The organism is Lacinutrix venerupis, from assembly GCF_003663945.1.
Taxonomy (GTDB): Bacteria; Bacteroidota; Bacteroidia; order Flavobacteriales; family Flavobacteriaceae; genus Lacinutrix; species Lacinutrix venerupis.
This window is the reverse complement of the sequence record NZ_RCCH01000001.1, coordinates 159,939-185,357: the sequence shown is the minus strand read 5'-3', so window position 1 is coordinate 185,357 and position 25,419 is coordinate 159,939. Positions and strand designations below refer to the sequence as shown.

The following is a 25,419-nucleotide window of genomic DNA, read 5'->3' as shown; positions in this document are numbered from 1 at the left end:
TGCTTGTAAATTAAATAATATTCAATCTTAAAAACGAATATTATGAAACATTTAATCTATTTATTTTCTTTATTACTTTTCACAAGTTTTACAGTAAATGCAGAAAATACTAACAACCTAAAAACCTTAGAAAGTAACGCTACGACCTCTTATAGAGGATATGGAAAATCTTTTATCTTTATGGAACAAGGTATTGAGTTTTCTGTTTATGCAGATGGGCAATTTGATTTTTACATGCCAAATCGTGGACCTCAAGTAAATGTTTCGGTTGGTACTCCCAATGTAAATATTAGCTTTAATTCTGGTTATAATTATGATGCTTATGTACAATACGATGAGTTTGGTGCTATTATTCAAATTGAAAATACTCCCATTTTTTACGATTATTATGGACGAATTATTCAAGCCGGAGATATATACATAAATTATAATAACCGAGGATATGTAACACGTGTAGGTGGCTTATATATTCATTATAACAGATATAATGTTTTTTCTCACTATACTGGATTTATAAACGTATATAATAGAGCGTATGTTTTTAGACCATGGCATAGATATTATGCAGTACCTAGCGTAAACTACTGTGTAGTTTTTAATAGACCTTACAGACAATATTATACTCCAATTAGATATAAATATAACAGACCTTATACTAATAATTATAGAAGAAAAACTGCTGTTGCAAGTCGAAGAGGTAATACAATTACAAGAAATAGAAGTTATGCATCTAGAACCGAAGGTAGGACTCGTTTAGCAGCAACACCAAGAGCTAGAACTCGTAACAGTTTATCTAACTCAACACCTAGAACAAGAAGCAATACTTCTACTACAACTAGAACTAGAGTTAAAACTACTTCTACTCCAAGAACAAGAAGTAATGCAACACCTAAAACAAGAACGCGAACTAATACTGTATCATCAACTCCAAGAACCAACAGAAGTGTTACTAAAAACACTGCTACTAGAACTAGAACAAGAAACAGTAGTGCAAGCACACCTAGAACAAGCTCAAATAGAACGGCACAACGTAGTACTAAAAAAGTTCAAAACAGAGTTGCATCGACTAGTAGAAATACTAAATCAAGTTCTAAAAGAACATCTACAAATAGATCTCGTAGATAATATCTATTATTTTAATTAATAGGATTAAACATCTTGTTACTTGTTACCCAAAGCAAGTTTCAAGATGTTTTTTATTGCTTTAATAATTTATTTAAAATAGTTGTAATATCTTCTGAAAGATTAAAACGATATACAATAAATCCATATAGCGCAACAACCACTGTCGATTTTATTATAATATTTATAATTGAATGAAAACCAAAATCCAAAAAATAAAATGTAAGTGAGAGCAATAATATTAACAATAATATATAAAAAGTATATACCGAAAAAGGATGCATTTTAAATTTTTTATTTACATACCATAATTTTAAACTGCCATATAAAAACATAGCTAAAAAAGTAGCTATAGCAGCTCCATTTATATTATAAATAGGAATTAATAAATAATTAAGTAATACTGCAACAAGTATTATTAATACACCAAAAAAGAGTATAATTCTATAGTAGTTTGAATTAAATATAATAGAATTATTTATACCTAATAAATTATCTAATAATTTTACTATAGAAATTATAATAACTACATATAAAGCTTTGCTATATTCTGGGTTTAACAATGCATATAAATCGTTAATATTTACTATAACTAAAGTGAAGATAATGCCACTTACAATTATTAAATTTAAAGAAGATTTTTTATATAAATTAACAAGCGATACCTTATCATTTTCGTTTAAATACTTTGCAGTTAATGGATATGTTATTTGATGCATAGCTCTTGAAGGCACTGCTATTACAGTAGCAACAAATATTGCTACATTATAATAAGCTATATTATCTATAACTATAAGTTTACCTAACATAAACTTGTCTAAATCCAGCATAAACATAGCAACAGATCCTGCTATAATAATTAAAAAACTATATTTTAATACACTAGATACATTAAAATTAAAATTGAAATCTAGCTTTGGAATTCTTAAACTAAAAGCATAAAATTTCATAATTAACATTCTTATTACATACACTATAGCAACAGCAATTATAAATTGGTCTACAGTAAGCAACTTGTAATGCAAAGCAAAAAGTAAAATAAAAATACAAACACGATGAAATACCTCTTTCATTATATTTCCAAAAGCACTTTTATAATGAATTTTACTCCACGCAAAAAAAATTTCGAAGTAAGCCATAGCAACAGCTATAATGTAAATTAAGTACGTGTAATTTTTAATAATCTCATTTTCTGATGATAGCCATCCACTTATAGCCTGATATCCTAATACACCAATAAAACCAATTGGTACAATAACCAATAAAGGCAAAAAAAGCATTAATGTTAAAAAACCATTTTGCTGTTTTTTAGTTTTATATGATGAAAAAAATTTAACAAGTGTATTGCTAACTCCAAACATAAATAAAGGCATCATAACATTAGCTGTAGAAAGCAAATACCCTATTAAACCATAATTTTCTGGAGTTAAAAATTGAGTGTAAAGAAATAAAGCGTTTACAGCACCAACTACAAAACCTAAGTAAGTAGTTATTGTGTTTTGTATAGATTGCTTTATTACAATTCCCATAACATTTTAAAGATTAAGAATACTATTATATTGCTATTTAAAAATTACTTCTGATAATTTTTTGGTTAAATTTTCTCGACTATATTTCTCAACACCTATTGGACTAACTTCTAAATTTTTAGTTTTAAAAGCGTTAAAATGAGATAATATTTTAGATTTTAGTGTTTCTAAATCTGAATAATAAAAATAGTCTCCTGTCTTAGTTTCTTTTATTATACTTTCAACATCAGAACCAGTTGGTCCAATAGCAATAATTGGTCTATTTGACACTAAATATTCAAATAATTTTCCAGGAATAATAGCCTTAGTATCTTGAGAATCAATTTCTATTAACAATAACGATTGAGATTTTTTTTGATACTTAACAGACTCTATATGCGATACATAACCTATGTTATTTACATAATTAGTTAAACCATATCTTTCTATAGTTTTTATTATTTCTTCTCCTACCAAACCTACTAAATTCAATCTAAAATATTTAGCAAAATCTTGGTGTTCTTCAATTAATTCATGCAGAGACTGCCATAAAATTTCAGGATTACGTTTAGATAAAAAAGATCCTATATGCGATAATGTAAATTGAGTATCTAGAACTATATCACTTTCTTTTTCTATATCATAACCATTTGTAATAACTTCTATTTGCTTACTAGTTATATCTTGAAATTCTTTTTTAGTTACTTCGCTAGTTACAATAATTGTATTCGCTGTATTAAGTACTTCTTTTTCTAATTTTTTATGCTTATTTGCCGCTACATTTGTAAGCTTAAGTTGTTTGTGATATCCAATGGTTGTCCATGGATCACGAAAATCTGCAATCCAATTAATATCTAATTGTTTTTTAAGCTTTAATCCTATAATATGTAAACTATGTGGTGGACCAGTAGTAATTACTGTATCTATATTAAAGTCTGCAATATATGTAGATAGATACCTTACCGATGGTTTAATCCAATTTTTTCTAGCATCTGGTATAAAAAAATTTCCACGAATAAAAAGCATTGCTTTTTGCATTAAGGTTTGCTTCTTTTCTTCGGGTATAATGCCTTTACTAATAGTTTTAGAATCTTTAGAGAAGAAATTAGCCACTTTATAAGGCTCATTTATAGGCTGTTTTAGTATCGTTATACCATTTGACACTTCCTTTAACAAACTTTTATCGGTTTGAGGATAAATAGGATTAGAAGGACAATAAACAATAGGTTCTATACCATACTGAGGTAAATATTTTACAAATTTTAACCACCGTTGTACTCCCGGACCTCCAGCTGGTGGCCAATAGTAAGTAATGATTAAAACTTTTTTTTTATTCATTTTTTCTTCTAAAATTAAAAAACAAACCTCCTAAAGCTATTAAAATTAATGCAATAGAACTCGCTAAAGCTATAGAACCTCCTGTTTTTACAACTTGTGGTTCAAATTTAAACTCTATAATATGTTTTCCTTTAGGTATTTCCATACCTCTTAAAAGGTAATTAACTCGATTATAATCTGATTCTTTATTGTCTATATAAGCATTCCAACCATTTTTATAATACATTTCTGAAAACACAGCATAACCATCATTATTGTTAACAGATTCGTACTTTATATAATTTGGTTTGTAATCTAAAACTTTAATTGACGCTAAAGAATCTAACTTAAATGTATTTTTATTAATATTTGAAGTTAAGGTAACAGCTTCATTTTTAGTATTCAAATCTAAAAGAGATAACATCTCTTCGTCTGCAGAGTTTACCTTTGTAATTTTTTCAACAAACCATGCATTACCATTAGCTTCAGTATTTAAATAAGGATAAGGTTGGTTACTCTCATCTTCAGAAATAATGTATTTAATATTAAACATATTAAGCATTTCTGGGTGCCTAGTAAATGGAAAGAAATCTGACAGTTCATCGAATCTTTTTAATTTAGCTGCATGGTAACCATTAACCGTATTATGAAAATATGGTGCAGATGTAGCTCCAGAAGTCATATCGTTTACATTTTGAGAAATCGCTCTTCCAGCTCCAGAACTAACATCGTAAACTCTAAAGTTTCCTTTTTCGCTTAATATTTTCTTATCGGCATTATTAGGTTTAAATGGTGATTGTACTTCTCTACTCGATACAAAATTCTCGGTATTAACATAGCGTCTATCTACGCCTACTAAATCAAAAAGAATTAAGACTGCAAAGACAATTACCACTTTACCTTCAGAAAGTTTTTGTTTTAAAAATAAATAAACTGTTCCTGCTGATAGTAAAACTAAAAATAATGTACGTAATGTATCTTTTGTAAAAATAGATTTTCTATCTGCTACAATAGCATCTACAAATGGCTGTCCTCCACCTTCTGCCCAGCTTGCATCTCTTATACCTTCAAAGTCTAAAACTATTCCTGTATATCTAAATATTAAAAATGTAGCACATAAACCTGCAGTAATTAATGTTGAAAATTTTAAGGCTTTTAACTTTTCTTCATTTTTTTCAAAATCATTAAATAGTTTAACCAAACCAAAGATTGCTAATACAGGAATACAAAGTTCTAAAATAACTTGAATTGAAGTAACGGCTCTAAACTTATCGTATAATGGTACAAAATTTATAAAAAAGTCTGTTAAGAACCCTAAATTTTTTCCATAAGATAATAATAACGCTAATATTGAGCCGGATACCAACCACCATTTAAGTCTTCCTTTTACTATAAATAGTGCAAAAACAAAAAGAAACAATACTACTGCTCCAATATAAGCTGGAGCTTCTACAATTGGTTGGTCTCCCCAATAAGTAGGCACTCCTTTAGAGGCTTCTGCTGCTTCTAAAGGTGGTACACCTTGACTTCTATAAAAATTATAAAACTCAGATTCTTTACCTAAATCCTCTCCCATTCCTCCTCCTAAAAATCGTGGTATAAAAAGATTAAAGGTTTCAAGATATCCGTAGCTATATTCTGTTATTTTCTCTTTTGCTAAGCCTGAACTTATATCTTTTTTAGCTGAGCCATCTGGGTTTATGGTTAGATTAGTTTTACTTCTTGTACTTTCTTCTCCATATTCTATTGTGGCCATTATATTTGCTGCATTTAAGCCAATAGCTAAAAAAACAGCGGCTAATAAAATGCCTACAGATTTAAAAAAATGTGGTAAAACGCTCTTTTTATATGCATCTATTAAATATACTATTCCTAAAACTATAACTAGAAACATTAAATAATACGTCATTTGCAAATGGTTAGCTACTAACTCTAATCCCATTGCTATAGCAGTTACTACAAAACCTAGAATATACTTTTTTCTAAAGGTTAAAATAATACCACTTAAAACTAAAGGCATATAAGCAATAGCATGTGCTTTACTATTATGCCCAACACCAATAATTATTATTAAATATGTAGAAAAACCAAATGCTAGTGCGCCAAGTGTAGCTAATTTAAAATTAACTTTTAAACATAATAGTAGTATATAAAAACCTGCAAAGTATAAAAAAAGATAATCTGCTGGTCTTGGCAAAAATCTAAGTCCTAAATCTAAACTCTTTATATATGTATATGGATATCTTGCTCCAAGTTGGTAGGTTGGCATACCGCCAAAGGCACTATTTGTCCAATATGTTTCTTCTCCTGTAGCTGCTTTAAAATCGCGTTGTTGCTTAGCCATACCATTATAATGTAGTATATCGCTTTGCAATATTTGTTTTCCTTGTAAAACAGGACTAAAATAAGCTAAAGAAAGTATAATAAATCCTACAAACACAAGTATATGTGGTAGAATTTTTTTAATATTTGATTGCATAAATAATAGAGTATATCTTTAAAAACGGAAATTAATCAATTTCCTCGTAATCTACATATTCACCAACCGTTTTGTTTGAAGTTTTATTTTCAGGCATTTTATCTATAGATATTTCGCCTGTTTTTTGTTGTGGTTGCTGTTGTTTTTGGTTACTGAAATCTCTAAATTGTCCACCAAAACGCTCTACAGCTTTTTTAGTGAAGTATTTTAATATTGAAGGTCCAAAATATTTTGAAATAATTTTTATTCCAAGATAAATTAATAAAATTATGAGTAATACTTTCAAAATAATAATCTAAAAATGAATAACAAAAATACAAATCTTATAGAGTAATTTAATATATAAACACTTAAAAAAAATATAAAATCTCTATATTTGAAGCTAAACCAAAACTTATGTTATTAAACAAAACCTATTTAACAATAGTCTTATGTATTGCAAGTTTAACAGCCTACGCGCAATACACTGAAGTTATTAATTCTAACCGTCCAGGAGTTTCTAGATCGGCTTTTTCGGTTGGAACAAATGTTGTTCAGTTTGAAGCTGGACCATACACAGTAAAAGAAGAACACACACCTTTAAAATATGATGTTTCTGGTTTTGGTGTTGATTTTGCTGCTCGTTACGGTTTACTACTGCCACAATTAGAAATTAACATAGAAGGAATATACCAAAACGATACACAAACCGATTACCGTTCCTCAATTCCTTCAGAATTAGAAAGATCTAATTTTAAACAGTTAACACTTGGTGCAAAGTATCTGGTGTACGATCCATATAAAAATGCGGAGGAAGAAAAACCTAATATATTTAGCTATCACGCAAATAGACGTTTTAAATGGAAAAATTTAATTCCAGCCGTTGCCGTTTACGTTGGCGCCAATTTTGATTCTAAAGACAACCCATACACTGCTTCTGGAATTGAAGGTTTTAGTCCAAAAGTAATGCTTGCAACTCAAAATAACTTTTCTAGTGGTTGGGTATTTGTTACCAATTTTTCTAAAGATAGGATTGGTAGTGATTTTTCAGATTTTCAGTACATACTAACGCTAACTAAAGCCATAAACGAACAATGGGTGTTATTTGGTGAAACACAAGGTATACATAGCGATTTCTATGCCGATAATCTATTTAGGTTTGGAGGCGCTTATCTTTGGAATAAAAATTTTCAATTGGATACAGCTGTTACATTTAATACCAAGGACACACCATCGGTTTTTAGTTTAAATTTAGGAGTATCTTATCGTTTAGACTTCCATAAAGATCCAGGTTTAGATAATGGAACTTCTGCCGAAGAAGAAGCTGAAAGAAAAGCAAATAAGAAAAGAAATAAAAAGAACAAAAAAAATGGTGACGACACATCAAATAATAAACGAAAAAAAGAGACTCAGGAGATAGATTTTGATGACAACTAATCCTTATGATAACAACCAAAATAGTTAAAACAAAAAAGGACTTAAAGTCCTTTGTTAAATTTCCTTTTTCGTTATATAAAGACTCTAAATATTGGGTACCACCAATTATTAGTCAAGAAATGGAAACTTTTAATACAGATAAAAATCCTATTTTTAACGATGCTGAAGCAACATTAATTTTAGCTTATAAAAACGAAAAACTTGTTGGTCGTGTTGCAGCTATTATTAATTGGCTTGAAGTAAAAAACCAAAATCAACTTAAAATGCGTTTTGGTTGGTTTGATTTTATAGATGATTTAGAAGTCTCTAAAAAATTAATAGAAGAGGTTATTAAAATAGGAAAACAGCATAATCTAAAATTTACAGAAGGACCGGTAGGTTTTTCTAACTTAGATAAAGTTGGAGTTATGACCGAAGGTTTTAACCAAATAAGCAACATGATAACCTGGTATAACCACGAATATTATGTTAAACACTACGAAGCATTAGGATTTAAAATAGAGAAAAGCTACTCCGAAAGTAAGTTTCCTTTTGAAAACGTAAAACCAGATTTTTTTAAAAAAGCACAAGAACTTATTAAAAGAAGATATAAGTTAAAAGCACTTCAACTTACAAAAACATCTGATGTAATGCCATATGCAGATAAAATGTTTGATTTGTTTAACGCTTCATATGGAAAATTATCTTCTTTTGTTGAAATAACAGATATTCAAAAAGAATATTTTAAAAAGAAATTTATCTCTTTTGTTAATCCTGAATATATAAAATTTGTTGTTGACGAAAATGATAATATGGTTGCTTTTGCAATTGTAATGCCTAGGTTTGCATATGCTTTACAAGAAATGAATGGTAAATTATTTCCTTTTGGCTTTGCAAAATTATTAAAAGCAAAAAAGTCTAGTAAAGATGTTGTTTTCTATTTAATTGGTGTACATCCAGATTACCAAAATAAAGGTGTTCACGCTGTTATTTTTAACGAATATTACGAAACTTTTAAAACAAAAGGTATTGTTGATTGTTATAGAACTCCTGAATTAGAGGATAATGAAGCTATACATAAAATATGGAAACACTTTAATCCTAAAGTTATAAAACGAAGAAAAACATATCGAAAAAATATTGAATAGTTTTTTATAAAAAACTGTTTTAAAACAAAAAAATCCGATTCATTAGAATCGGATTTTTTATATTATAATTGAAAAAAAATTACTCTCCCATTGCTTTAATTAAAGCGGCAGACATTCTTTTATACGTTCCATTTTCTAAACGATCTCTAATAGCATCAAATGCATCTAAAGTTTCTGCTACATCTTGTAACGTATGTGTTGCTGTAGGAATCATACGCAGTAATATTAATCCTTTTGGTATTACAGGATACACAACTATAGAACAGAAAATACCATAATTTTCACGTAAATCTCTAACTAATGCCATAGCTTCAGGAATACTTCCTTTTAAGTATACTGGCGTAACACAACTTTGTGTGGTACCAATATCGAAACCTCTTTCTTTTAAACCAGATTGTAATGCATTAACAATTTTCCATAAGTTTTCTTTTAACTCTGGCATTGTGCGTAACATATCTAAACGTTTTAAAGCACCTACTACTAATTGCATCTGTAAAGATTTAGCAAACATTTGCGAACGCAAGTTGTACTTTAAATAATCTATAATTTCTCTATCTGCAGCAATAAAGGCTCCTGTACTTGCCATAGATTTTGCAAAAGTTGCAAAATAAACATCTATATCATCTTGTACTCCTTGCTCTTCTCCTGCTCCTGCTCCTGTTTTTCCTAATGTACCAAAACCATGAGCATCATCTACAAATAACCTAAAATTAAATTTCTTTTTAAGAGCTACAATTTCTTTTAAACGTCCTTGTTCTCCACGCATACCAAAAACACCTTCAGAAATTACCAAAATTCCTCCTCCGGTTGTTTCTGCCATTTTTGTAGCACGTTCTAAGTTTTTTTCTAAGCTTTCAATATCGTTGTGCTTATATGTAAAACGTTTGCCATGGTGTAATCTAACTCCATCAATAATACATGCGTGTGCATCTACATCGTAAACAATAATATCATCCTTTGCTACTAAAGCATCAACAGTAGACACCATACCTTGGTATCCAAAATTTAATAAATAAGCCGCTTCTTTATTAACAAATGCTGCTAATTCGTCTTGTAATTGCTCGTGTAATTCTGTGTGACCAGACATCATTCTAGCTCCCATTGGGTATGCCGAACCATACTCTGCAGCTGCTTCTGCATCCACTTTACGCACTTCTGGATGATTTGCTAAACCTAAGTAATCGTTAATACTCCATGTAATAACATCTTTTCCTTGGAATTTCATTCGGTTAGAAATTTGTCCTTCCAATTTTGGAAAAACAAAATAACCTTCTGCCTGCTCTGCCCATTTTCCCAATGGTCCTTTATCCTTATATATCTTTGCGAATAAATCTTTCATTTGTACTTAATTAGTTTAGAATTTACAAAAATACGCAATTCTCAGTTTTTTGCATAATATTTTTTCCTTCTATTCTTAAAATAAAAAAAGCTGATATCTTCTTTAAGGTTATCAGCTTCTTTTTTAATTATCTATAAATTTTATTTAATGTATTGAATGCTTTCTGCGGCTTCCACATTTTGACTATCAAAAAATCCTTGCTCATTCATCCATTTATCGCTATAAACTTTACTCATATAGCGTGAACCGTGATCTGGAAATATAACAACTACCGTATCATTAGCTTTAAATTCTCCTTCTGCGTCTAGTTGCTTAATGGCTTGCATAGCTGCACCAGATGTGTAACCTACAAATAAACCTTCTGTTCTTGCAATTTCTCTTGCTGTATGTGCACTTTCTTCATCTGTTACCTTAACAAACTTGTCTATTGCATCAAAATCTGTAGCGGTTGGTATTAAGTTTTTACCTAAACCTTCTATTCTATATGGATAAATTTCCTTTTCATCAAATTCTCTGGTCTCATGGTATTTTTTTAATACTGAACCAAAAGCATCTACACCAATAACTTTAATGTTTGGGTTCTGTTCTTTTAAATACTTAGCTGTACCAGAAATTGTTCCTCCTGTTCCACTACACGCTATTAAGTGTGTAATTTTTCCATTTGTTTGATTCCAAATTTCTGGACCTGTTGAGGCATAATGCGCATCCATATTTAATTGATTGAAATATTGGTTAATATAAACCGAACCTTTTATTTCATCATGTAAACGTTTTGCTACTTGGTAATAAGATCTTGGGTCATCTGCACTTACATTTGCTGGACAAACATAAACTCTTGCTCCCATGTTTTTAAGCATATCTATTTTATCTGCCGAAGATTTTGAACTTACTGCAAGAATACAATCGTAACCTTTTATTACGCTAACCATTGCTATACTAAATCCAGTGTTACCAGATGTAGTTTCAATAATTGTATCGCCAGGTTTTAAAATACCTTGCTTTTCAGCTTGCTCTATAATATATAATGCTATTCTATCTTTTGAAGAATGTCCTGGGTTAAAAGCTTCTACTTTAGCTAAAAAGTTTCCTTTAAACTCGGATGTCATTTTTTTTAGTTTTATCATCGGTGTATTGCCAATAAGGTCTAATACATTATCAAAAACTTGTTTGTTGTGTGCCATAAACAATTTTAGTTCTGTTCCTTTAGTTAGTTAAATGCAACATAAAACCTGGCAAAAATAAGCATTTTTTTTTTAATGGTCAATTCCTTCTAAATCAAATAGAAACGCATATTCTAATGCAACTTCTTTTAAACTTTCAAATCGTCCTGAAGCACCACCATGTCCTGCTTCCATATCTATATGAAAAAGTAACTTATTATTGTCTGTTTTTAATTCTCTTAATTTTGCTACCCATTTTGCTGGTTCGAAATATTGTACTTGAGAGTCATGCAATCCTGTTGTTACCAAAAGATTTGGATAATTTTTAGAAACTACATTATCATAAGGTGAATATGATTTCATATAATCGTAATATTTCTTTTCGTTTGGGTTTCCCCATTCATCATATTCTCCTGTAGTTAAAGGTATGGTATCATCTAACATTGTAGTTACAACATCTACAAATGGTACTGCAGCAATTACTCCTTTATATAATTCTGGATTAAGATTAATTACAGTTCCCATTAATAAACCTCCTGCACTTCCGCCCATTGCATATAAATGCTCTGCAGATGTGTAATTTTCTTCTATTAAAAATTTAGAACAATCTATAAAATCTGTAAAAGTGTTCATTTTAGTTAATAACTTACCATTTTCATACCATTCTCTCCCTAAATACTCTCCTCCTCTTATGTGTGAAATTGCATAAATAAACCCTCTATCTAATAAACTTAATCTTATAGTTGAAAAATAGGGATCTATAGTTGAACCATAAGATCCGTAAGCATATTGAAGTACTGGATTTTTTCCATTAAGTTTAATTCCTTTTTTGTAAACAATAGACATTGGTATTTTAACACCATCTTTAGCTGTTGCCCATATTCGTTTAGACTCGTAATTATCTTTATTAAATTTACCTCCTAAAACTTCTTGTTCTTTTTTTATTGTTTTTACTTTAGTTTTAAAATTATAATCAATAACAGAACTTGGTGTGGTTAAGCCATTATAATTATAACGTAACTCTTCACTATTAAAATCTGGATTGTTACCTAAATTTGCTGTATAGGTTTCGCTATGAAATGGCAAGTAATAATCCTGATCTCCGTTCCAGCTAATAATTCTAATCTTATTGAGTCCGTTTTGTCTTTCGTTTACTACAAGATAATCCTTAAAAATCTCTATATCTTCTAATAAAACATCATTTCTATGAGGTAAAACATCTATCCAATTCTCTTTTGTTGTATTACTTTCGGCTGTTTTTTGTAACTTAAAATTAGTAGCATTGTCTTTATTTGTAACAATATAGAAACTATCATTATAGTGCGCTATAGAATATTCTAATTCACGAACACGTTCTTGGAATACTTTAAACTCTCCATCTGGATTATTTGCTTCTAAAATTCTATATTCTGAAGTTAATGTGCTCGATGAACCAATAACTATATATTTTTTAGATTTTGTTTTATATACAAATGAATTAAATGTATCATCTTTTTCATGATATACTAAAATATCTTTTGAGGTATCGGTATTTAATTGATGTTTGTATATTTTATCTGACCTTAATGTTACATCATCCTTTTTGGTATAAAACAAAGTTTTGTTATCATTTGCCCAAGTAGAACTTCCTGTGGTATTTTCAATTTTATCAGAAAACAACTCTCCAGTTTTTAGATTTTTTATTTGTATGGTATATTGCCTTCTACTTACCGTATCTACGGCAAAGCTAGCCATTGTATTATCTGGACTTATAGCAATTCCTCCTAATTTAAAATACGAATAGCCTTTAGCCATTTCATTACAATCAAAAATTATTTCTTCCTCTGCTTGTAATGAGTCTTTTTTTCTTGTGTAAATTGGATAATCTTTTCCTTTTTCAAATTTCGTAATATACCAATAACCGTTTAATTTATAAGGAACCGAGCTATCATCTTCTTTTATTCTACCTTTCATTTCCTCAAATAAATCTTTCTGAAATATTTCGGTATGTTTTAAAACTAAACTGGTATATTCATTTTCTTTATTTAGATGATTAATAACATTTTCATCTTCTCTATCATTCATCCAGAAATAATTATCTATTCTAATATCTCCGTGTTTTTCAAGAGTTTTCTCAATTTTCTTTGCTATTGGAGGATTAACTGTTATTGTTGTTTCAGACATTTTTAAATTTTGTTAAAGGAAATAACAAAAATAAGCCATATAACTAAAACTGGTGTAATAATTTTCATAATAGATAATATTTTGGTTATTATAATTTCTATTTAATAAATTTGTAAAATACAATTTAAAATAAAATTATGTTTGGAGATTTAGCAGGAATGATGGGTAAACTTAAAGAAACCCAACAAAAAGTAGAAGATACTAAAGAAAGATTAAACACTGTTTTAGTAGACGAAAAAAGTAATGACGGATTATTAAAAGTTACACTAACAGCTAATAGAACTTTAAAAACAATCGCTATAGACGACAGTTTATTAGAAGATAAAGAGCAATTAGAAGATTATTTAATAATAACTTTAAACAAAGCTATTGAAAAAGCAACAAAAATTAATGAAGCAGAATTAGCCGCAGTTGCTAAAGACGGTATGCCTAATATACCTGGAATGGATATGTTTAAATAATTTATTTTAAACAATTATTAAAGCCTCCTAAAATTATAAAATTTTAGGAGGCTTTTTAATTTATATTACAAACATAACGTATAAAACAAAAAAAGAAGCCCGAAGGCTTCTTTTTATATAAATGAAATAAGAACTTAAATCTTAGTTAGCGTCAATTACTCTAAACTCTGTTCTTCTGTTTTGTAAGTGCTCTCTTTCTGTACAAGAAACACCATCTGAACATCTGTTAGCTAATCTAGCTTCTCCATAACCATTAGAAACAATTCTTGAAGAGTTGATTCCTTTAGAGATTAAGTAGTTAGTTACAGCTTGTGCTCTTCTTTCAGATAAAGATCTGTTAGATGCAGCTGAACCTCTAGAATCTGTGTGAGAAGCAATCTCTACAGAAACACCGTTTTGTAATACTGGTAATAAAACTTTATCAATTTCAGCTTTAGCCGATGGAGTTAAAGTTGCAGAACCTAAGTTCCAGTTTATGTTAAGACTGTTGTACTCAACTAACTTACAATCAACTTCTGCCCAAGTAGTTAAACCACCTTTTTTCTGTAAAACTTCTTTTGTTACAGTTTTATTTACAGCAGGAATAGTTACTTCATCTACTCTAGCATCGCTAGCTAATACTGTAGTTTTTAAAGTAGCTGTTTTTTGTGGTACTTCAATTACTCTAGTTGTAGGAGGAGTAGTCATTACTACACGCTTCATAGTTTTTGTTACAGCAGGAATATCTACAGTTCTTGTAGTTTCTGGAGTAAGTACAGTCTTTCTAATAGTTGTAGACTTAGAAGGTATATCGATAGCTCTTGTAGTTGGAGGTGTTGCCATTACAGTACGCTTCATTGTTTTTGTTGTAGCAGGAATTTCTGTTACTCTTGTTGTAGCAGGAGTTGCTAATACAGTACGCTTCATTGTTTTAGTTACAGCAGGAATTTCAATAACTCTTGTTGTTGGAGGTGTTACCATAACAGTTCTTTTTACCTCTTTAGTTACAGCAGGAATATCAATAGCTCTTGTTGTTGGAGGTGTTACCATTACTTGTCTAGTAACCTCTTTAGTTACAGCAGGAATATCTATTACTCTTGTTGTTGCTGGAGAAACTAATACAGTTTTCTTAATTGTCTTAGTTACTGCAGGAATAGGGATAGATCTTGTAGTTGAAGGCTGAGTCATTACTGTTCTTTTAACCTCTTTAGTTACAGCAGGAATATCTATTACTCTTGTTGTTGCTGGAGTTGTAACTACTTTTCTAGTATAAGTTCCCATACCACAATCAGACTCGTTAGCATTAGCTGTATCACAACCAGGAGTTGTAATTACAGAAGCATCATTAGTTAAAACAGTAGTGTTTACAGTAATGTTTTGAGCTGGTACATTTTTATAACACCAGTATCTACAATCGTTAGGATCGCTAGAAGCACAATCTGCAGCAGGAGTATCACTCATTCCCCATTTAGCAGTTGCTGGCTTAGTTTCGATTACTTGGTAATCTGTAGAGAAACTTGCAGGAACAACTTTTAAAGTATTTCCATATTCTCTTTTCTTATAAGTTAAAGTTTCAGTTCCCCAAACAGCTGGTATAACTTCTAATCTTTGGCTAGCTTCTTTAACTACAACAGTTTCTGTTTCTGTTCCGTATTGAGCTGGTACAATTTCTATACGAGAAGATGCTGGTTGAACAACAACTTCTACATTCTCTGTTGCCCATTTAGCAGGAACAATTTCCATACGCTGTCCAGCTTCTGTAACAACAACAGTTTCTGTTCTTGTTTCATACTGTGCAGGTACAGTTTCTAATTTTTGGTAAGCTTCTTGAACAACAACAGTTTCTGTTCTTGTTTCATATTGTGCAGGTATTACTTCTAATCTCTGGCTAGCTTCTGTAACAACAACTTCAAAAGTTTCTGTTCCTAATTTTGCTGGTACTACAGATAAAGTTTGTCCTCCTTCAGAAGTTGTAACTTCAAAGTTTTCTGTTGCATACTTAGCAGGAATAACTTCTAATTCTTGGTATGCTGGCTGAATAATCATTTCCTCAGTAGTAGTCTCTGTTGAACCTGCTACTTTTTCAAGTCTTTGAGAAGGACCAGTTACAGTTACTTCAAAATTTTGAGTTTCATATTGTGCAGGTACTACTGATAATTCTTGACCAGCAGATTGAACTACTACTTCAACATTTTCAGTTCTGTACTGTGCAGGTACTACTTTTAATTTTTTGTAAGCTGGAGCAACTTGGATTGTTACATCTTGATTTACCCATACGTCTGGCGTAACACAACGCTTATAACATTTACCTGGATCAGGATTTGTTGGTAAATCTTGTGCAAAAGCGACTGTGCAGACTACAAAAGATAAGATTGTTAGTAATGCTTTTTTCATTTTTTTGATAATTTTAATGGTTATTTAAAGATTATTTTGAACTTAAAAATAATTAAGCCCACGTTCTAATTTCGGGTAAAATTAATTGTTATCAAACTTTAACTATATTTAATTATACGATTTTACACGATAATTCGACGAAATGCAAAAAACTCCGTTTAACATTTATTTAACATTTTTTTTAACATAAATAAAAGCAATAATACTGTGTGTATTAAAGGTTTAATAAAATGTTTAATAAACTCTCATGCATTTTTAAGTTATAATCTAAATGTGTTACTATCCTTAATTTACCTTGTCCCATATTGCTAATAAATACATTCTTACTTTTTAAAGTTTCTAAAAAAATATCATCTGAAAATCGATTATTTAAGGTAAATATTACAATATTAGTTTCAACCTTCTCAACCTTATCTACATAATTTACTTTATTTAAAACCAATGCTATTTCTTTTGCTTTTTTATGGTCTTCTTTAAGCAAGTTTATATTGTTGTCTAGTGCATATAATCCTGCCGCTGCAAGAAAACCAACTTGCCTCATTCCGCCTCCAAAAATTTTCCTTATTCTTATAGCCCTTTCCATTAGTTTTTTATCTCCAACTAATACGGAACCAACTGGGCATCCTAATCCTTTACTAAAGCACACAGAAATAGTATTAAAAATTTCACCATATTGTTTAGCGGTTTCATTTTTTTCTACCATAGCATTCCATAATCTAGCGCCATCTAAATGGTAACCTAAGTTATTGGTTTCACAAACTTTTTTAATTCTTTTTAACTCTTCTAAATCCCAGCAAGCTCCTCCTCCTTTATTTGTTGTATTTTCAACAGCTACTAAAGTGGTTAAAGGACTATGGTAAAAATCTGGTGGGTTTATAGCAGCTTCAACTTGTTTAGCTGTAAACATACCTCTTTCACCATCCAATAATTTACAACTTACTCCACTATTAAAAGATACTCCTCCACCTTCATAATTAAAAATATGTGCATATTTATCGCAAATTACTTGGTCTCCAGGATTGGTATGTAATTTTATAGCTGCTTGGTTTGCCATAGTACCACTTGGAAAAAATAGTGCATGAGACTTCCCAAATAATTTAGCAACTCTTTCTTCAAGTTTATTTACAGTCTCATCTTCCTTATACACATCATCTCCTACTTTAGCTTGCATCATTGCCTCTAACATGCCTTTAGATGGTTTTGTTAATGTGTCGCTTCTTAAATCAATTTTCATTATTTCTTTTTAAAAGTTTATAATAATCAATACTCAGCAAATATAGTATTGGTTTAGTCTATGTTTTAAATTTATATGTCTAAATCTATAAAATAAGTGAGCAATAATTTCTAATTCGTTGTATAAATTCTATTTTTGTTTTAAACACTTATATAATGATAACACAAGATCAAATAAAAGATCTCTCACAACGCCTAACTAAGTTAAGGCAATATCTTTGACATAGATGCTAAACTTATAGAAATTAGTAATGAAGAAGAACAAACCTTTTCTCCTGATTTCTGGAACGACTCTAAAGCAGCCGAAATTATTATGAAGTCTCTTCGAGAGAAGAAAAAATGGGTTGAAGACTATAAGTCTGCTAATACCTTTGTTGAAGATTTAGAAGTTATTTACGATTTTTTTAAAGAAAAAGAAGCCACTGCTACAGATGTAGAAAGCAGGTATACAAAAGCGCAAACCATAATTGAAGATTTAGAATTTAAAAATATGCTTTCTGAAGAAGGAGATAGTTTAAGCGCTGTGCTTCAAATTACTGCGGGAGCCGGCGGAACAGAAAGTTGCGATTGGGCACAAATGCTTATGCGTATGTATTTAATGTATGCAGAAAAAAATGGTTTTAAAGTAAAAGAACTTAACTTTCAAGAAGGTGATGTTGCAGGTATAAAAACTGTAACCATAGAAATTGAAGGCGATTATGCTTTTGGGTGGCTTAAGGGTGAAAATGGTGTACATAGGTTAGTACGTATTTCTCCTTTCGATAGTAATGCAAAGCGCCACACTAGTTTCGCTTCGGTTTACGTATATCCATTAGTAGACGACTCTATAGAAATTGAAATTAATCCAGCAGACATAGAAATTGTTACTGCTCGATCTAGTGGCGCAGGAGGACAAAATGTTAACAAAGTTGAAACCAAAGTACAATTAACACATAAACCTACAGGTATTCAAATTTCTTGTAGCGAAACTCGATCTCAGCACGATAACAGGTCGCGAGCTATGCAAATGTTAAAATCGCAATTATATGAAATAGAATTGCAAAAACAACTAGCTCAACGCGAAGACATTGAAGCTAGTAAAATGAAAATTGAATGGGGAAGCCAAATTAGAAATTACGTTATGCATCCATATAAATTGGTGAAAGATGTTCGTACTGCTCACGAAACTGGCAATGTTGATGCCGTTATGGATGGAGATATTACACCATTTTTAAAAGCATATTTAATGATGATGGGACAGCAAACAACAGAAACAGACCAACTTTAAATATTTAAAATAATGATTAAAATTTACCATAATAACCGTTGCAGTAAATCTAGAAGCGGATTAGAAATTTTAAAAAACTCGGGTAAAGATTTTCAAATTGTAAATTATTTAGAAAATACACCTACACAAGCAGAGCTTAAATCAATTATTAATTTATTAGGCATTAAACCTATAGATTTAGTTAGAAAAAATGAAGCCATCTGGAAAGCTAATTATAAAAACATAGAGCTTAACGACGATATTATAATTAATGCAATGCTTGAAAATCCTAAATTAATAGAGCGTCCAATTGTTATAAACGATAATAAAGCAGTAATTGGTAGACCACCAGAAAACATATTAAATATTATTTAAATAAACTTTAAAGACTTCATAAAAATGAAGTCTTTTTTATTTTAACAAACCTTTAACCAATCACGTTTAAACCTTACGGTATTTTTGCAATCCTATTATTAAACCATAAGATATGCGCAAAATTATTATTACCAGTTTTTTAACCATTTTTCTATCCTTTTTTGCATTTGCTCAAAAAGAATTTACCGTTTCAGGTAAAATTTTTGAAGAAGGCACAAACATTCCCTTAGAATGGGCTACAGTTGTAGTAACAAACCCATCCGATGGTAAAATTGTAAACGGTGGTACAGCCAACGAAAAAGGAGTTTTTAAATTTAACGTTAATGCTGGAACATATAATTTTTCTTTCGATTTTATAAGTTTTAAAAAGGTTACAATTAATAATAAAACCATAAGCGAAGATTTTAATTTCGGAACGATATATTTAAAAGAAGACACCACTACTTTAGAAGAAGTAGAATTAATTGCCGAAAAAACTACTGTTGAAATTAAACTTGACAAAAAAGTTTATAATATAGGTAAAGACCTAACTACAGCAGGAGGAACTGTAAGCGACGCATTAAATAACGTACCATCTGTAACTGTAGATGTTGAAGGCGCTATAAGTTTAAGAGGTAACGAAAATGTAAGAATTTTAATTAATGGAAAACCATCTGCAATGGCTGGTTTTGGAGACAGTAATATTTTAAGTCAATTACCAGCAGAAGCTATAGAACGTGTAGAGGTAATAACTTCTCCTTCTGCAAGATACGATGCAGAAGGTACTGCCGGAATATTAAATATAATTCTTAGGCAAAAAGAAACTTTAGGTTTCAATGGCTCTGTAACTTTAACAGCAGGAAACCCAGATAATGTTGGTGTTTCTGCTGCATTAAATTTTAGAAGAGAAAAATATAATTTGTTCTCAAACTTTGGATGGAGATATTTTGATGCTCCACGTACTTCTTTTTTAGATGTTAATTATTTTGATACCACAAATGATGATGGCACGATTAACGAACCTCAATTTAGAAGAATTGTAGAAAATCAAGAAGTTGAGCGATTAAATAGAAATTATAATGCTAACATTGGTATGGAGTATTTTCTAGACGATACTTCTTCTATTACCGGTAGTTTATTTTATAATTTTGGTAGCGATGCCGATGTTTCTTTAAACGAAAGTGAGCGTTTAAATAACAATGTTATTGTTGAAGAAACTTTAAGAAGAGAAAAAGAAACAGAAAAAGATAATAGTTACCAAATTGCACTTAATTATGTAAAAACATTTGGTGATGATAGAGACCATAAATTAACAGTAGATTTTCAATACGAAAACGATAATGAAGATGGATTTACTTACCTAAACGAAGATTACGTTTTTACAAGTCAAACCAATCCAGAGGCATTTCAAATTGAACAAGAGTTTACAGACGAAAAACAAAAAGAGTACTTAGTTCAAGCAGATTATGTTTTGCCATTAGGAGAAGATTCTCGTTTTGAAGCTGGTTACCGTGGCAATTTTGAAAACAGCGTTACAGATTATCAATTAGACCAAGAAAATTTACTTACTGGAGCATTAGAAATCAACGAATCTATTTCTAATATTTTTGACTATACAGAAAATGTAAACGCTATTTATACACAGTACGGTTCTAAACTTGGTAAATTTTCATTTTTATTAGGATTAAGATTAGAAAACACTCAATTAAAAGGAAAAATTGACTCTCGTTTAACAGAACAAGAATTAAATGAAAATTTTGGTTTTCCTATAGATACAGATTTCGATAACAATTATTTAGGTCTATTTCCTACTGTAAACCTTATTTATAATCTTAACACAACAGAGTCTGGAGATGAAGAGAGTATTACTCTTGGTTATAACCGTAGAATAAATCGTCCTCGTGGATGGTTTATAAATCCGTTTCCATCGCGTTCTAGTAGAACAAATATATTTCAAGGAAATCCAAATTTAAATCCTGCATTTTCTAGTACTTTTGATTTAGGATATTTAAAGCGTTGGGAAAAATTAACTTTAACTACATCTGTTTATTACCAACATGAAACCGATTCTTTCGAACGTGTTCAAGAAAATACAGGACAACAAACTACAGATGGTATTGATATTATTAGAACCATTCCTATAAACTTATCTACAAACAAACGTACTGGTGCAGAACTTGGTTTAATGTATAATCCAGAAAAGTGGTTACGTTTAAATTCTAGCGTAAACTTTTATCAGTTTGAAACCGAAGGCGAATTTAATGGTGTAGACTACGGCGCTAAAAACACAAGTTGGTTTGCTCGTTTTAGCTCTAAAATATCTTTACCTTTAGAAATAGATTGGCAAACAAGTGCTTTTTATAGAGGAGCTGTACAAGATGCACAGTCTGATACTGATGGAATCTTTTCACTGGATTTAGCATTTAGTAAAGAAATACTTAATAAAAATGCCACTTTATCTTTTAACGTTAGAGACTTATTAAATTCAAGAAAACGTAAATCTACAACAACTACAGATTTCTTTGAGCGTTATAGCGAGTTCCAATGGAGACAACGCCAAATAAACGTGTCGTTAACTTACAGGTTTAACCAAAAGAAAAAGCCACAAAGAAATGGTGGATTTGATGGTGGTGACGATGAATTTGAAGGATAATATTCTTTAGCGCAACTAAGCGACAAAGCAATAAAATGTGACCAATTTTAAAGTGTAAAATACATATTAAAATTGGTAACAATTTTTTTATTTATTAAGATGATGACAACAAAAAAGGGAAACTTAATATTAAGTTTCCCTTTTTTTATTCTTGTAAAAAGTTAATTAAGCATTACGCTTAGCCTTTTTTTCTTCTTTAATTTCGTTAAGACGTTCAATTAAACTTCCGCCAATCCAATAAGGAACTACAAAAGTTACTAAAAAAATCATTAACCAAAATCCTATGGTTAAGATAGTTAAGAATGCTAAAAAGCCTAAATATTGGTCGAATTCGAACATAATTATGTGTGTCTTGTTTTAAATATAAAGCAAATATAAGTTAAACTCTTTTTTTAAACAATATAATATTTGAAATTATTAACAGATTTATTAACCAAAATAATTTTTATAAAGCTTAAGATTTTTTCTTTTCTGCTAAATTTCTTTCTTCTAAATCTAAAATTCTATCTTTTGGATCTTTTTTTAACTTTAACGGTAAATCTTCTTGGCCACCGTACAATTTAATTTCGGTTATATTTCCTGGTAAAATAAATTTAGCTTCAATAAGTGCTTCTATTACTTTTTTAATTACTTCGCCACGCAGTACTCTAGAAGAGACTCTATAATCTACAGTATGCACCCAAAAAAATACTTTTAAATTTATGGTACTTGGTCCTAATTCGTTTTCTATAACAAAACTTTCATGCTCCTCATCTTGTACAACACCATCATGGTTTTTTAAAATATTAATTATTATTGCTTTTACTTTTGCTATATCATCTTCATAACCAATACCAACAACAAATTCATTTCTATAAAAGCCATCTGCTGTATAATTTTCTACAGGCTTTGTTAAAACATCACTATTTGGTATATAAATATCTCGTCCATCGCTAGTTTTAATGTGTGTATATCTAAAATTTAATGCGCGTACTTTACCAAAATGACTATCAATCATAATTGTATCGTTAACATTAAAAGGTCTGCTAAAAGCTAAAATAATACCAGCAAGAAAATTTTTACCTATATCTTGAAATGCAAATCCTAATACAATAGCTCCACCACCAACAGCCGTTAATAATCCTGTAGCAATACCATTAAGTCCTGCTACTTGTAAAGCAATTATTATGGCAATAGCTATTAGTGTTATTTTAATTGTTTGTGCTAGAAAACGAGCCATTAATGGATCTTCAGCTTGTTTTAAAAAACGTCTTTTGTAAAAATTTGTAATTAATTTAGATATTAAAATTCCTGCTACAATTATAAAAATTGCTAATGCTATTCTTGGTAAGGAAATTAAAAGTTTATTATAATAAGTATCTATAGAATTAATAATAACTTCTGTTGGGTTATTATCTTGGTATATTGGTAAAAGATTAAATAATAAAAACATTCTGTTTATGTATTAGTTACAGTAATTCTTTTAATATAGAATTTTTCTTTACATAAAAATAAAGATCCTCAATTAATTATTATTTAAACTCCAAATTAGGGCTTTTTCTTTAGTTGCTCTAAAAATGGTGTTATGCTTTTCGTTTGGCTCATCAGAATATTTATATATTAAGTTTTCTGGTGCATTATCTTTAAAGCTTTTGTAAATGTTTCTTGTATGTGTAGAAATATCTTCGGTGTTAGAGCCTGCAAACCAAAGTTTTATTTCTTGTTCTGGAAATTCTTTTAAAAATGAACTTGTATTTTGCTCTAAATAATGATTATTCCACCATAACGAAGGATCCATGGCTATATAAAAATTAAATGTTTCTGGTGTTAAAAAGAAAGTTTCCATAACAAATAATCCTGCTAAGGACTCTCCTATTATTCCTTTTCTATTTGTGGTTCTATATTTTGTGTTTATTTCTGGTATTAACTCATTAGTTATAAATAAGCGAAAGTCTTTTGCACCATCGGTTAACGGACAATATTGTGCATCATCTTTTACGCTAGAGAAACCTGTTAAATCTCTTCCTCTTTCTGTATTTTCTATACCGACAAGAATTATTGGCGGAATATTTTTATTGTTAATAAGCTTAGCTAAAGTATTAGCTATATGGTTAAAATCTTCTTTAATACCGCCATCTGGCATATACAAAACAGGAAAACTGTCATTACCATCTTTGTAACTTTTAGGTGTCCAAACATTAATCACTCTATCTTCATTTACCATTTTTGAAACTATTGTTAAACTATCATGTTCTGGAATAGAATCTATATTTTCAGGTGCTTTTTTACACCCTAAAAAGAAAATAGAAAATATTAAAATTAGTAGCGATTTTTTCATTTTAGATATTTTAATAGAGGATAATAAATTATTTGAACTAAGATATATTTATTTTAGGTACTATTTAAAATTCTCATAAACATTCTTAAAACTCTTTATAAATAAAATGCGTAAGTAATGTTATGAACAAACACCTAATAACACTACTTTTTTTATTTCTTACTCTAGCTTTGGCAAATGCTCAAAAAATAGACAATATGGTCTCTTTTAGAGATATTAACAGTAATTCTTATTTCAGAATTAATTACGAAAACGACTATTTTGCAGCTACCGATGAAAATTACACACAAGGCTACAATTTTGAAATGTTTTTAGACCGTTTAGAAAAAAATCCAATAAACCATCTCTTTTATACGCCAGAAAATAGCTTGACTAAATATGGCTTATCTATAGAACATATTGGTTTTACACCTAACGATTATGTAAGTGAAGACATTCAATTTGGAGACCGTCCTTTTGCCTCTGCCATTATGCTTAAAAGCATGCAAATTGCAGTTAATACAGAAAATAAAACACGATTTACTTCCTCTTTTAATTTAGGGCTTATAGGTCCTGGCGCTTTTGGTAAAGAAATGCAGGTTGGAATCCATAAATGGACCGGAAACAAAATACCTAAAGGTTGGAAAAACCAGATTAAAAATGATGTGGTTATTAATTACGAATTAGGTTTCGAAAAGCAAATTTTAAAATACAATAATTTGTTATCGTTACAACTTATTACTAATGCAAAAGCTGGTACTTTATTTACAAATGCTTCCGTAGGTTTTAATACAACTTTTGGTATTATAGATACTCCATTTGCTACAAAAGAAAATAGAAAAAGAAACTTTAAACTGTATGCCTATTTTCAGCCAATGGCTTCTGTAATTGCTTACGATGCAACATTGCAAGGCGGATTATTTAATACCAAAAGCCCATACACTATTGCTAATAATAATATTAAAAGACTAACAGCACAATACCATTACGGTATAGTACTTAAAACAAAAACTTTATATTTTGAATATTCTCGTGCAGTTATTACACGCGAATTCTCTACTGGAAGCGCTGCTAAATATGGTGGTGTAAAAATTGGATTTACTTTTTAAGAAAAATTTTCAAGTTAGCTTATCGTGTTTGTATATGGTTTGTTGCGTGGTTTAAGCACCTAA

At 29.9% G+C, this 25,419-nt stretch carries 20 protein-coding genes; 8 read left to right on the top strand and 12 right to left on the bottom strand.

Annotation, left to right across the window (positions count from 1 at the left end; genetic code table 11):
* The first annotated feature begins 42 nt into the window (after positions 1–42).
* The gene (locus CLV86_RS00880; RefSeq protein WP_121048534.1) at positions 43–1,125 is read left to right on the top strand and encodes a hypothetical protein; all 1,083 of its coding nucleotides are present in this window, start codon (positions 43–45) and stop codon (positions 1,123–1,125) included.
* A 71-nt stretch (positions 1,126–1,196) separates the two neighbouring features.
* Here CLV86_RS00880 and CLV86_RS00875 read toward each other — a convergent pair whose 3' ends face one another.
* The 4 genes from CLV86_RS00875 to CLV86_RS00860 are packed head-to-tail and all read right to left on the bottom strand — an operon-like array spanning position 1,197 to position 6,712.
* Positions 1,197–2,651 (bottom strand): oligosaccharide flippase family protein, encoded by a 1,455-nt coding sequence (locus tag CLV86_RS00875; RefSeq protein ID WP_121048531.1) that lies wholly within the window; start codon positions 2,649–2,651, stop codon positions 1,197–1,199.
* 33 nt (positions 2,652–2,684) lie between these two features.
* Entirely contained in the window at positions 2,685–3,968 is a 1,284-nt protein-coding gene (locus tag CLV86_RS00870; protein ID WP_121048528.1) for a glycosyltransferase, read from the bottom strand.
* Positions 3,961–6,426, bottom strand: a complete 2,466-nt coding sequence (locus CLV86_RS00865) for a YfhO family protein (RefSeq protein ID WP_121048525.1) — start codon at positions 6,424–6,426, stop codon at positions 3,961–3,963. Before CLV86_RS00865 ends, CLV86_RS00870 begins: the two co-directional genes overlap by 8 nt.
* Before the next feature lie 31 nt (positions 6,427–6,457).
* On the bottom strand, positions 6,458–6,712 hold the full coding sequence (locus CLV86_RS00860) for a DUF4834 family protein (RefSeq protein ID WP_317042510.1): 255 nt from the start codon (positions 6,710–6,712) through the stop codon (positions 6,458–6,460).
* A 110-nt stretch (positions 6,713–6,822) separates the two neighbouring features.
* Here CLV86_RS00860 and CLV86_RS00855 point away from each other — a divergent pair, with 110 nt between their 5' ends.
* Entirely contained in the window at positions 6,823–7,842 is a 1,020-nt protein-coding gene (locus CLV86_RS00855) for a transporter (RefSeq protein ID WP_121048522.1), read from the top strand.
* A 5-nt stretch (positions 7,843–7,847) separates the two neighbouring features.
* Positions 7,848–8,969 (top strand): GTP cyclohydrolase, encoded by a 1,122-nt coding sequence (locus CLV86_RS00850; RefSeq protein ID WP_121048519.1) that lies wholly within the window; start codon positions 7,848–7,850, stop codon positions 8,967–8,969.
* 79 nt (positions 8,970–9,048) lie between these two features.
* Here the strand turns inward: CLV86_RS00850 and capB are convergent, their stop codons facing one another.
* The 3 genes from capB to CLV86_RS00835 all read right to left on the bottom strand — a co-directional run bounded on the left by capB (position 9,049) and on the right by CLV86_RS00835 (position 13,631).
* Entirely contained in the window at positions 9,049–10,308 is a 1,260-nt protein-coding gene (gene capB / locus CLV86_RS00845; RefSeq protein WP_076733294.1) for a cysteate-C-fatty acyltransferase, read from the bottom strand.
* Between the two features lie 140 nt (positions 10,309–10,448).
* On the bottom strand, positions 10,449–11,489 hold the full coding sequence (gene capA, locus CLV86_RS00840) for a cysteate synthase (RefSeq protein ID WP_121048516.1): 1,041 nt from the start codon (positions 11,487–11,489) through the stop codon (positions 10,449–10,451).
* 72 nt (positions 11,490–11,561) lie between these two features.
* Complete coding sequence (locus CLV86_RS00835; RefSeq protein ID WP_121048513.1) at positions 11,562–13,631, bottom strand: S9 family peptidase; 2,070 nt, start codon at positions 13,629–13,631, stop codon at positions 11,562–11,564.
* A 137-nt stretch (positions 13,632–13,768) separates the two neighbouring features.
* Between CLV86_RS00835 and CLV86_RS00830 the strand changes: the two genes are divergently transcribed.
* Positions 13,769–14,092: a YbaB/EbfC family nucleoid-associated protein gene (locus CLV86_RS00830; RefSeq protein ID WP_076733297.1), complete on the top strand. Its 324-nt coding sequence runs from the start codon at positions 13,769–13,771 to the stop codon at positions 14,090–14,092.
* A 141-nt stretch (positions 14,093–14,233) separates the two neighbouring features.
* Here CLV86_RS00830 and CLV86_RS00825 read toward each other — a convergent pair whose 3' ends face one another.
* Entirely contained in the window at positions 14,234–16,465 is a 2,232-nt protein-coding gene (locus CLV86_RS00825) for an OmpA family protein (RefSeq protein WP_121048510.1), read from the bottom strand.
* 214 nt (positions 16,466–16,679) lie between these two features.
* Positions 16,680–17,699, bottom strand: a complete 1,020-nt coding sequence (locus CLV86_RS00820) for a threonine aldolase family protein (RefSeq protein ID WP_121048507.1) — start codon at positions 17,697–17,699, stop codon at positions 16,680–16,682.
* A 155-nt stretch (positions 17,700–17,854) separates the two neighbouring features.
* On the opposite strand from CLV86_RS00820, the gene prfB reads away from it, so the two are divergent.
* The 3 genes from prfB (at position 17,855) to CLV86_RS00805 (ending at position 21,951) form a co-directional block, all read left to right on the top strand.
* Positions 17,855–18,965 (top strand): peptide chain release factor 2 gene (prfB, locus tag CLV86_RS00815; protein WP_121048503.1). Its coding sequence is split into 2 segments (ribosomal slippage): positions 17,855–17,917 and positions 17,919–18,965, totalling 1,110 coding nucleotides; the frame shifts between segments, so codons are not numbered across the junction.
* Positions 18,966–18,977: 12 nt separating this feature from the next.
* Positions 18,978–19,319, top strand: a complete 342-nt coding sequence (arsC, locus tag CLV86_RS00810) for an arsenate reductase (glutaredoxin) (RefSeq protein ID WP_121048500.1) — start codon at positions 18,978–18,980, stop codon at positions 19,317–19,319.
* A gap of 112 nt (positions 19,320–19,431) precedes the next feature.
* Complete coding sequence (locus tag CLV86_RS00805) at positions 19,432–21,951, top strand: TonB-dependent receptor (protein ID WP_121048497.1); 2,520 nt, start codon at positions 19,432–19,434, stop codon at positions 21,949–21,951.
* 165 nt (positions 21,952–22,116) lie between these two features.
* On the opposite strand, the gene CLV86_RS14180 is transcribed toward CLV86_RS00805, so the two are convergent.
* From CLV86_RS14180 to CLV86_RS00795, 3 genes are all read right to left on the bottom strand, one after another.
* Positions 22,117–22,290, bottom strand: coding sequence for a hypothetical protein (locus CLV86_RS14180; protein WP_170148497.1), 174 nt, complete (start codon positions 22,288–22,290; stop codon positions 22,117–22,119).
* A gap of 115 nt (positions 22,291–22,405) precedes the next feature.
* Entirely contained in the window at positions 22,406–23,383 is a 978-nt protein-coding gene (locus tag CLV86_RS00800) for a mechanosensitive ion channel family protein (protein ID WP_076733302.1), read from the bottom strand.
* 72 nt (positions 23,384–23,455) lie between these two features.
* Positions 23,456–24,268: an alpha/beta hydrolase gene (locus tag CLV86_RS00795; RefSeq protein WP_121048495.1), complete on the bottom strand. Its 813-nt coding sequence runs from the start codon at positions 24,266–24,268 to the stop codon at positions 23,456–23,458.
* Between the two features lie 122 nt (positions 24,269–24,390).
* On the opposite strand from CLV86_RS00795, the gene CLV86_RS00790 reads away from it, so the two are divergent.
* The gene (locus CLV86_RS00790) at positions 24,391–25,356 is read left to right on the top strand and encodes a lipid A deacylase LpxR family protein (RefSeq protein ID WP_121048492.1); all 966 of its coding nucleotides are present in this window, start codon (positions 24,391–24,393) and stop codon (positions 25,354–25,356) included.
* The last annotated feature ends 63 nt before the right edge of the window (positions 25,357–25,419 follow it).

What these genes read in the sequence shown, in the direction of transcription:
- CLV86_RS00880 (WP_121048534.1), top strand. Translation starts at nt 43, where the DNA reads ATGAAACATTTAATCTATTTATTTTCTTTATTACTTTTCACAAGTTTT.
- CLV86_RS00875 (WP_121048531.1), bottom strand. Translation starts at nt 2,651, where the DNA reads ATGGGAATTGTAATAAAGCAATCTATACAAAACACAATAACTACTTAC.
- CLV86_RS00870 (WP_121048528.1), bottom strand. Translation starts at nt 3,968, where the DNA reads ATGAATAAAAAAAAAGTTTTAATCATTACTTACTATTGGCCACCAGCT.
- CLV86_RS00865 (WP_121048525.1), bottom strand. Translation starts at nt 6,426, where the DNA reads ATGCAATCAAATATTAAAAAAATTCTACCACATATACTTGTGTTTGTA.
- CLV86_RS00855 (WP_121048522.1), top strand. Translation starts at nt 6,823, where the DNA reads ATGTTATTAAACAAAACCTATTTAACAATAGTCTTATGTATTGCAAGT.
- CLV86_RS00850 (WP_121048519.1), top strand. Translation starts at nt 7,848, where the DNA reads ATGATAACAACCAAAATAGTTAAAACAAAAAAGGACTTAAAGTCCTTT.
- capB (WP_076733294.1), bottom strand. Translation starts at nt 10,308, where the DNA reads ATGAAAGATTTATTCGCAAAGATATATAAGGATAAAGGACCATTGGGA.
- capA (WP_121048516.1), bottom strand. Translation starts at nt 11,489, where the DNA reads ATGGCACACAACAAACAAGTTTTTGATAATGTATTAGACCTTATTGGC.
- CLV86_RS00835 (WP_121048513.1), bottom strand. Translation starts at nt 13,631, where the DNA reads ATGTCTGAAACAACAATAACAGTTAATCCTCCAATAGCAAAGAAAATT.
- CLV86_RS00830 (WP_076733297.1), top strand. Translation starts at nt 13,769, where the DNA reads ATGTTTGGAGATTTAGCAGGAATGATGGGTAAACTTAAAGAAACCCAA.
- CLV86_RS00825 (WP_121048510.1), bottom strand. Translation starts at nt 16,465, where the DNA reads ATGAAAAAAGCATTACTAACAATCTTATCTTTTGTAGTCTGCACAGTC.
- CLV86_RS00820 (WP_121048507.1), bottom strand. Translation starts at nt 17,699, where the DNA reads ATGAAAATTGATTTAAGAAGCGACACATTAACAAAACCATCTAAAGGC.
- arsC (WP_121048500.1), top strand. Translation starts at nt 18,978, where the DNA reads ATGATTAAAATTTACCATAATAACCGTTGCAGTAAATCTAGAAGCGGA.
- CLV86_RS00805 (WP_121048497.1), top strand. Translation starts at nt 19,432, where the DNA reads ATGCGCAAAATTATTATTACCAGTTTTTTAACCATTTTTCTATCCTTT.
- CLV86_RS14180 (WP_170148497.1), bottom strand. Translation starts at nt 22,290, where the DNA reads ATGTTCGAATTCGACCAATATTTAGGCTTTTTAGCATTCTTAACTATC.
- CLV86_RS00800 (WP_076733302.1), bottom strand. Translation starts at nt 23,383, where the DNA reads ATGTTTTTATTATTTAATCTTTTACCAATATACCAAGATAATAACCCA.
- CLV86_RS00795 (WP_121048495.1), bottom strand. Translation starts at nt 24,268, where the DNA reads ATGAAAAAATCGCTACTAATTTTAATATTTTCTATTTTCTTTTTAGGG.
- CLV86_RS00790 (WP_121048492.1), top strand. Translation starts at nt 24,391, where the DNA reads ATGAACAAACACCTAATAACACTACTTTTTTTATTTCTTACTCTAGCT.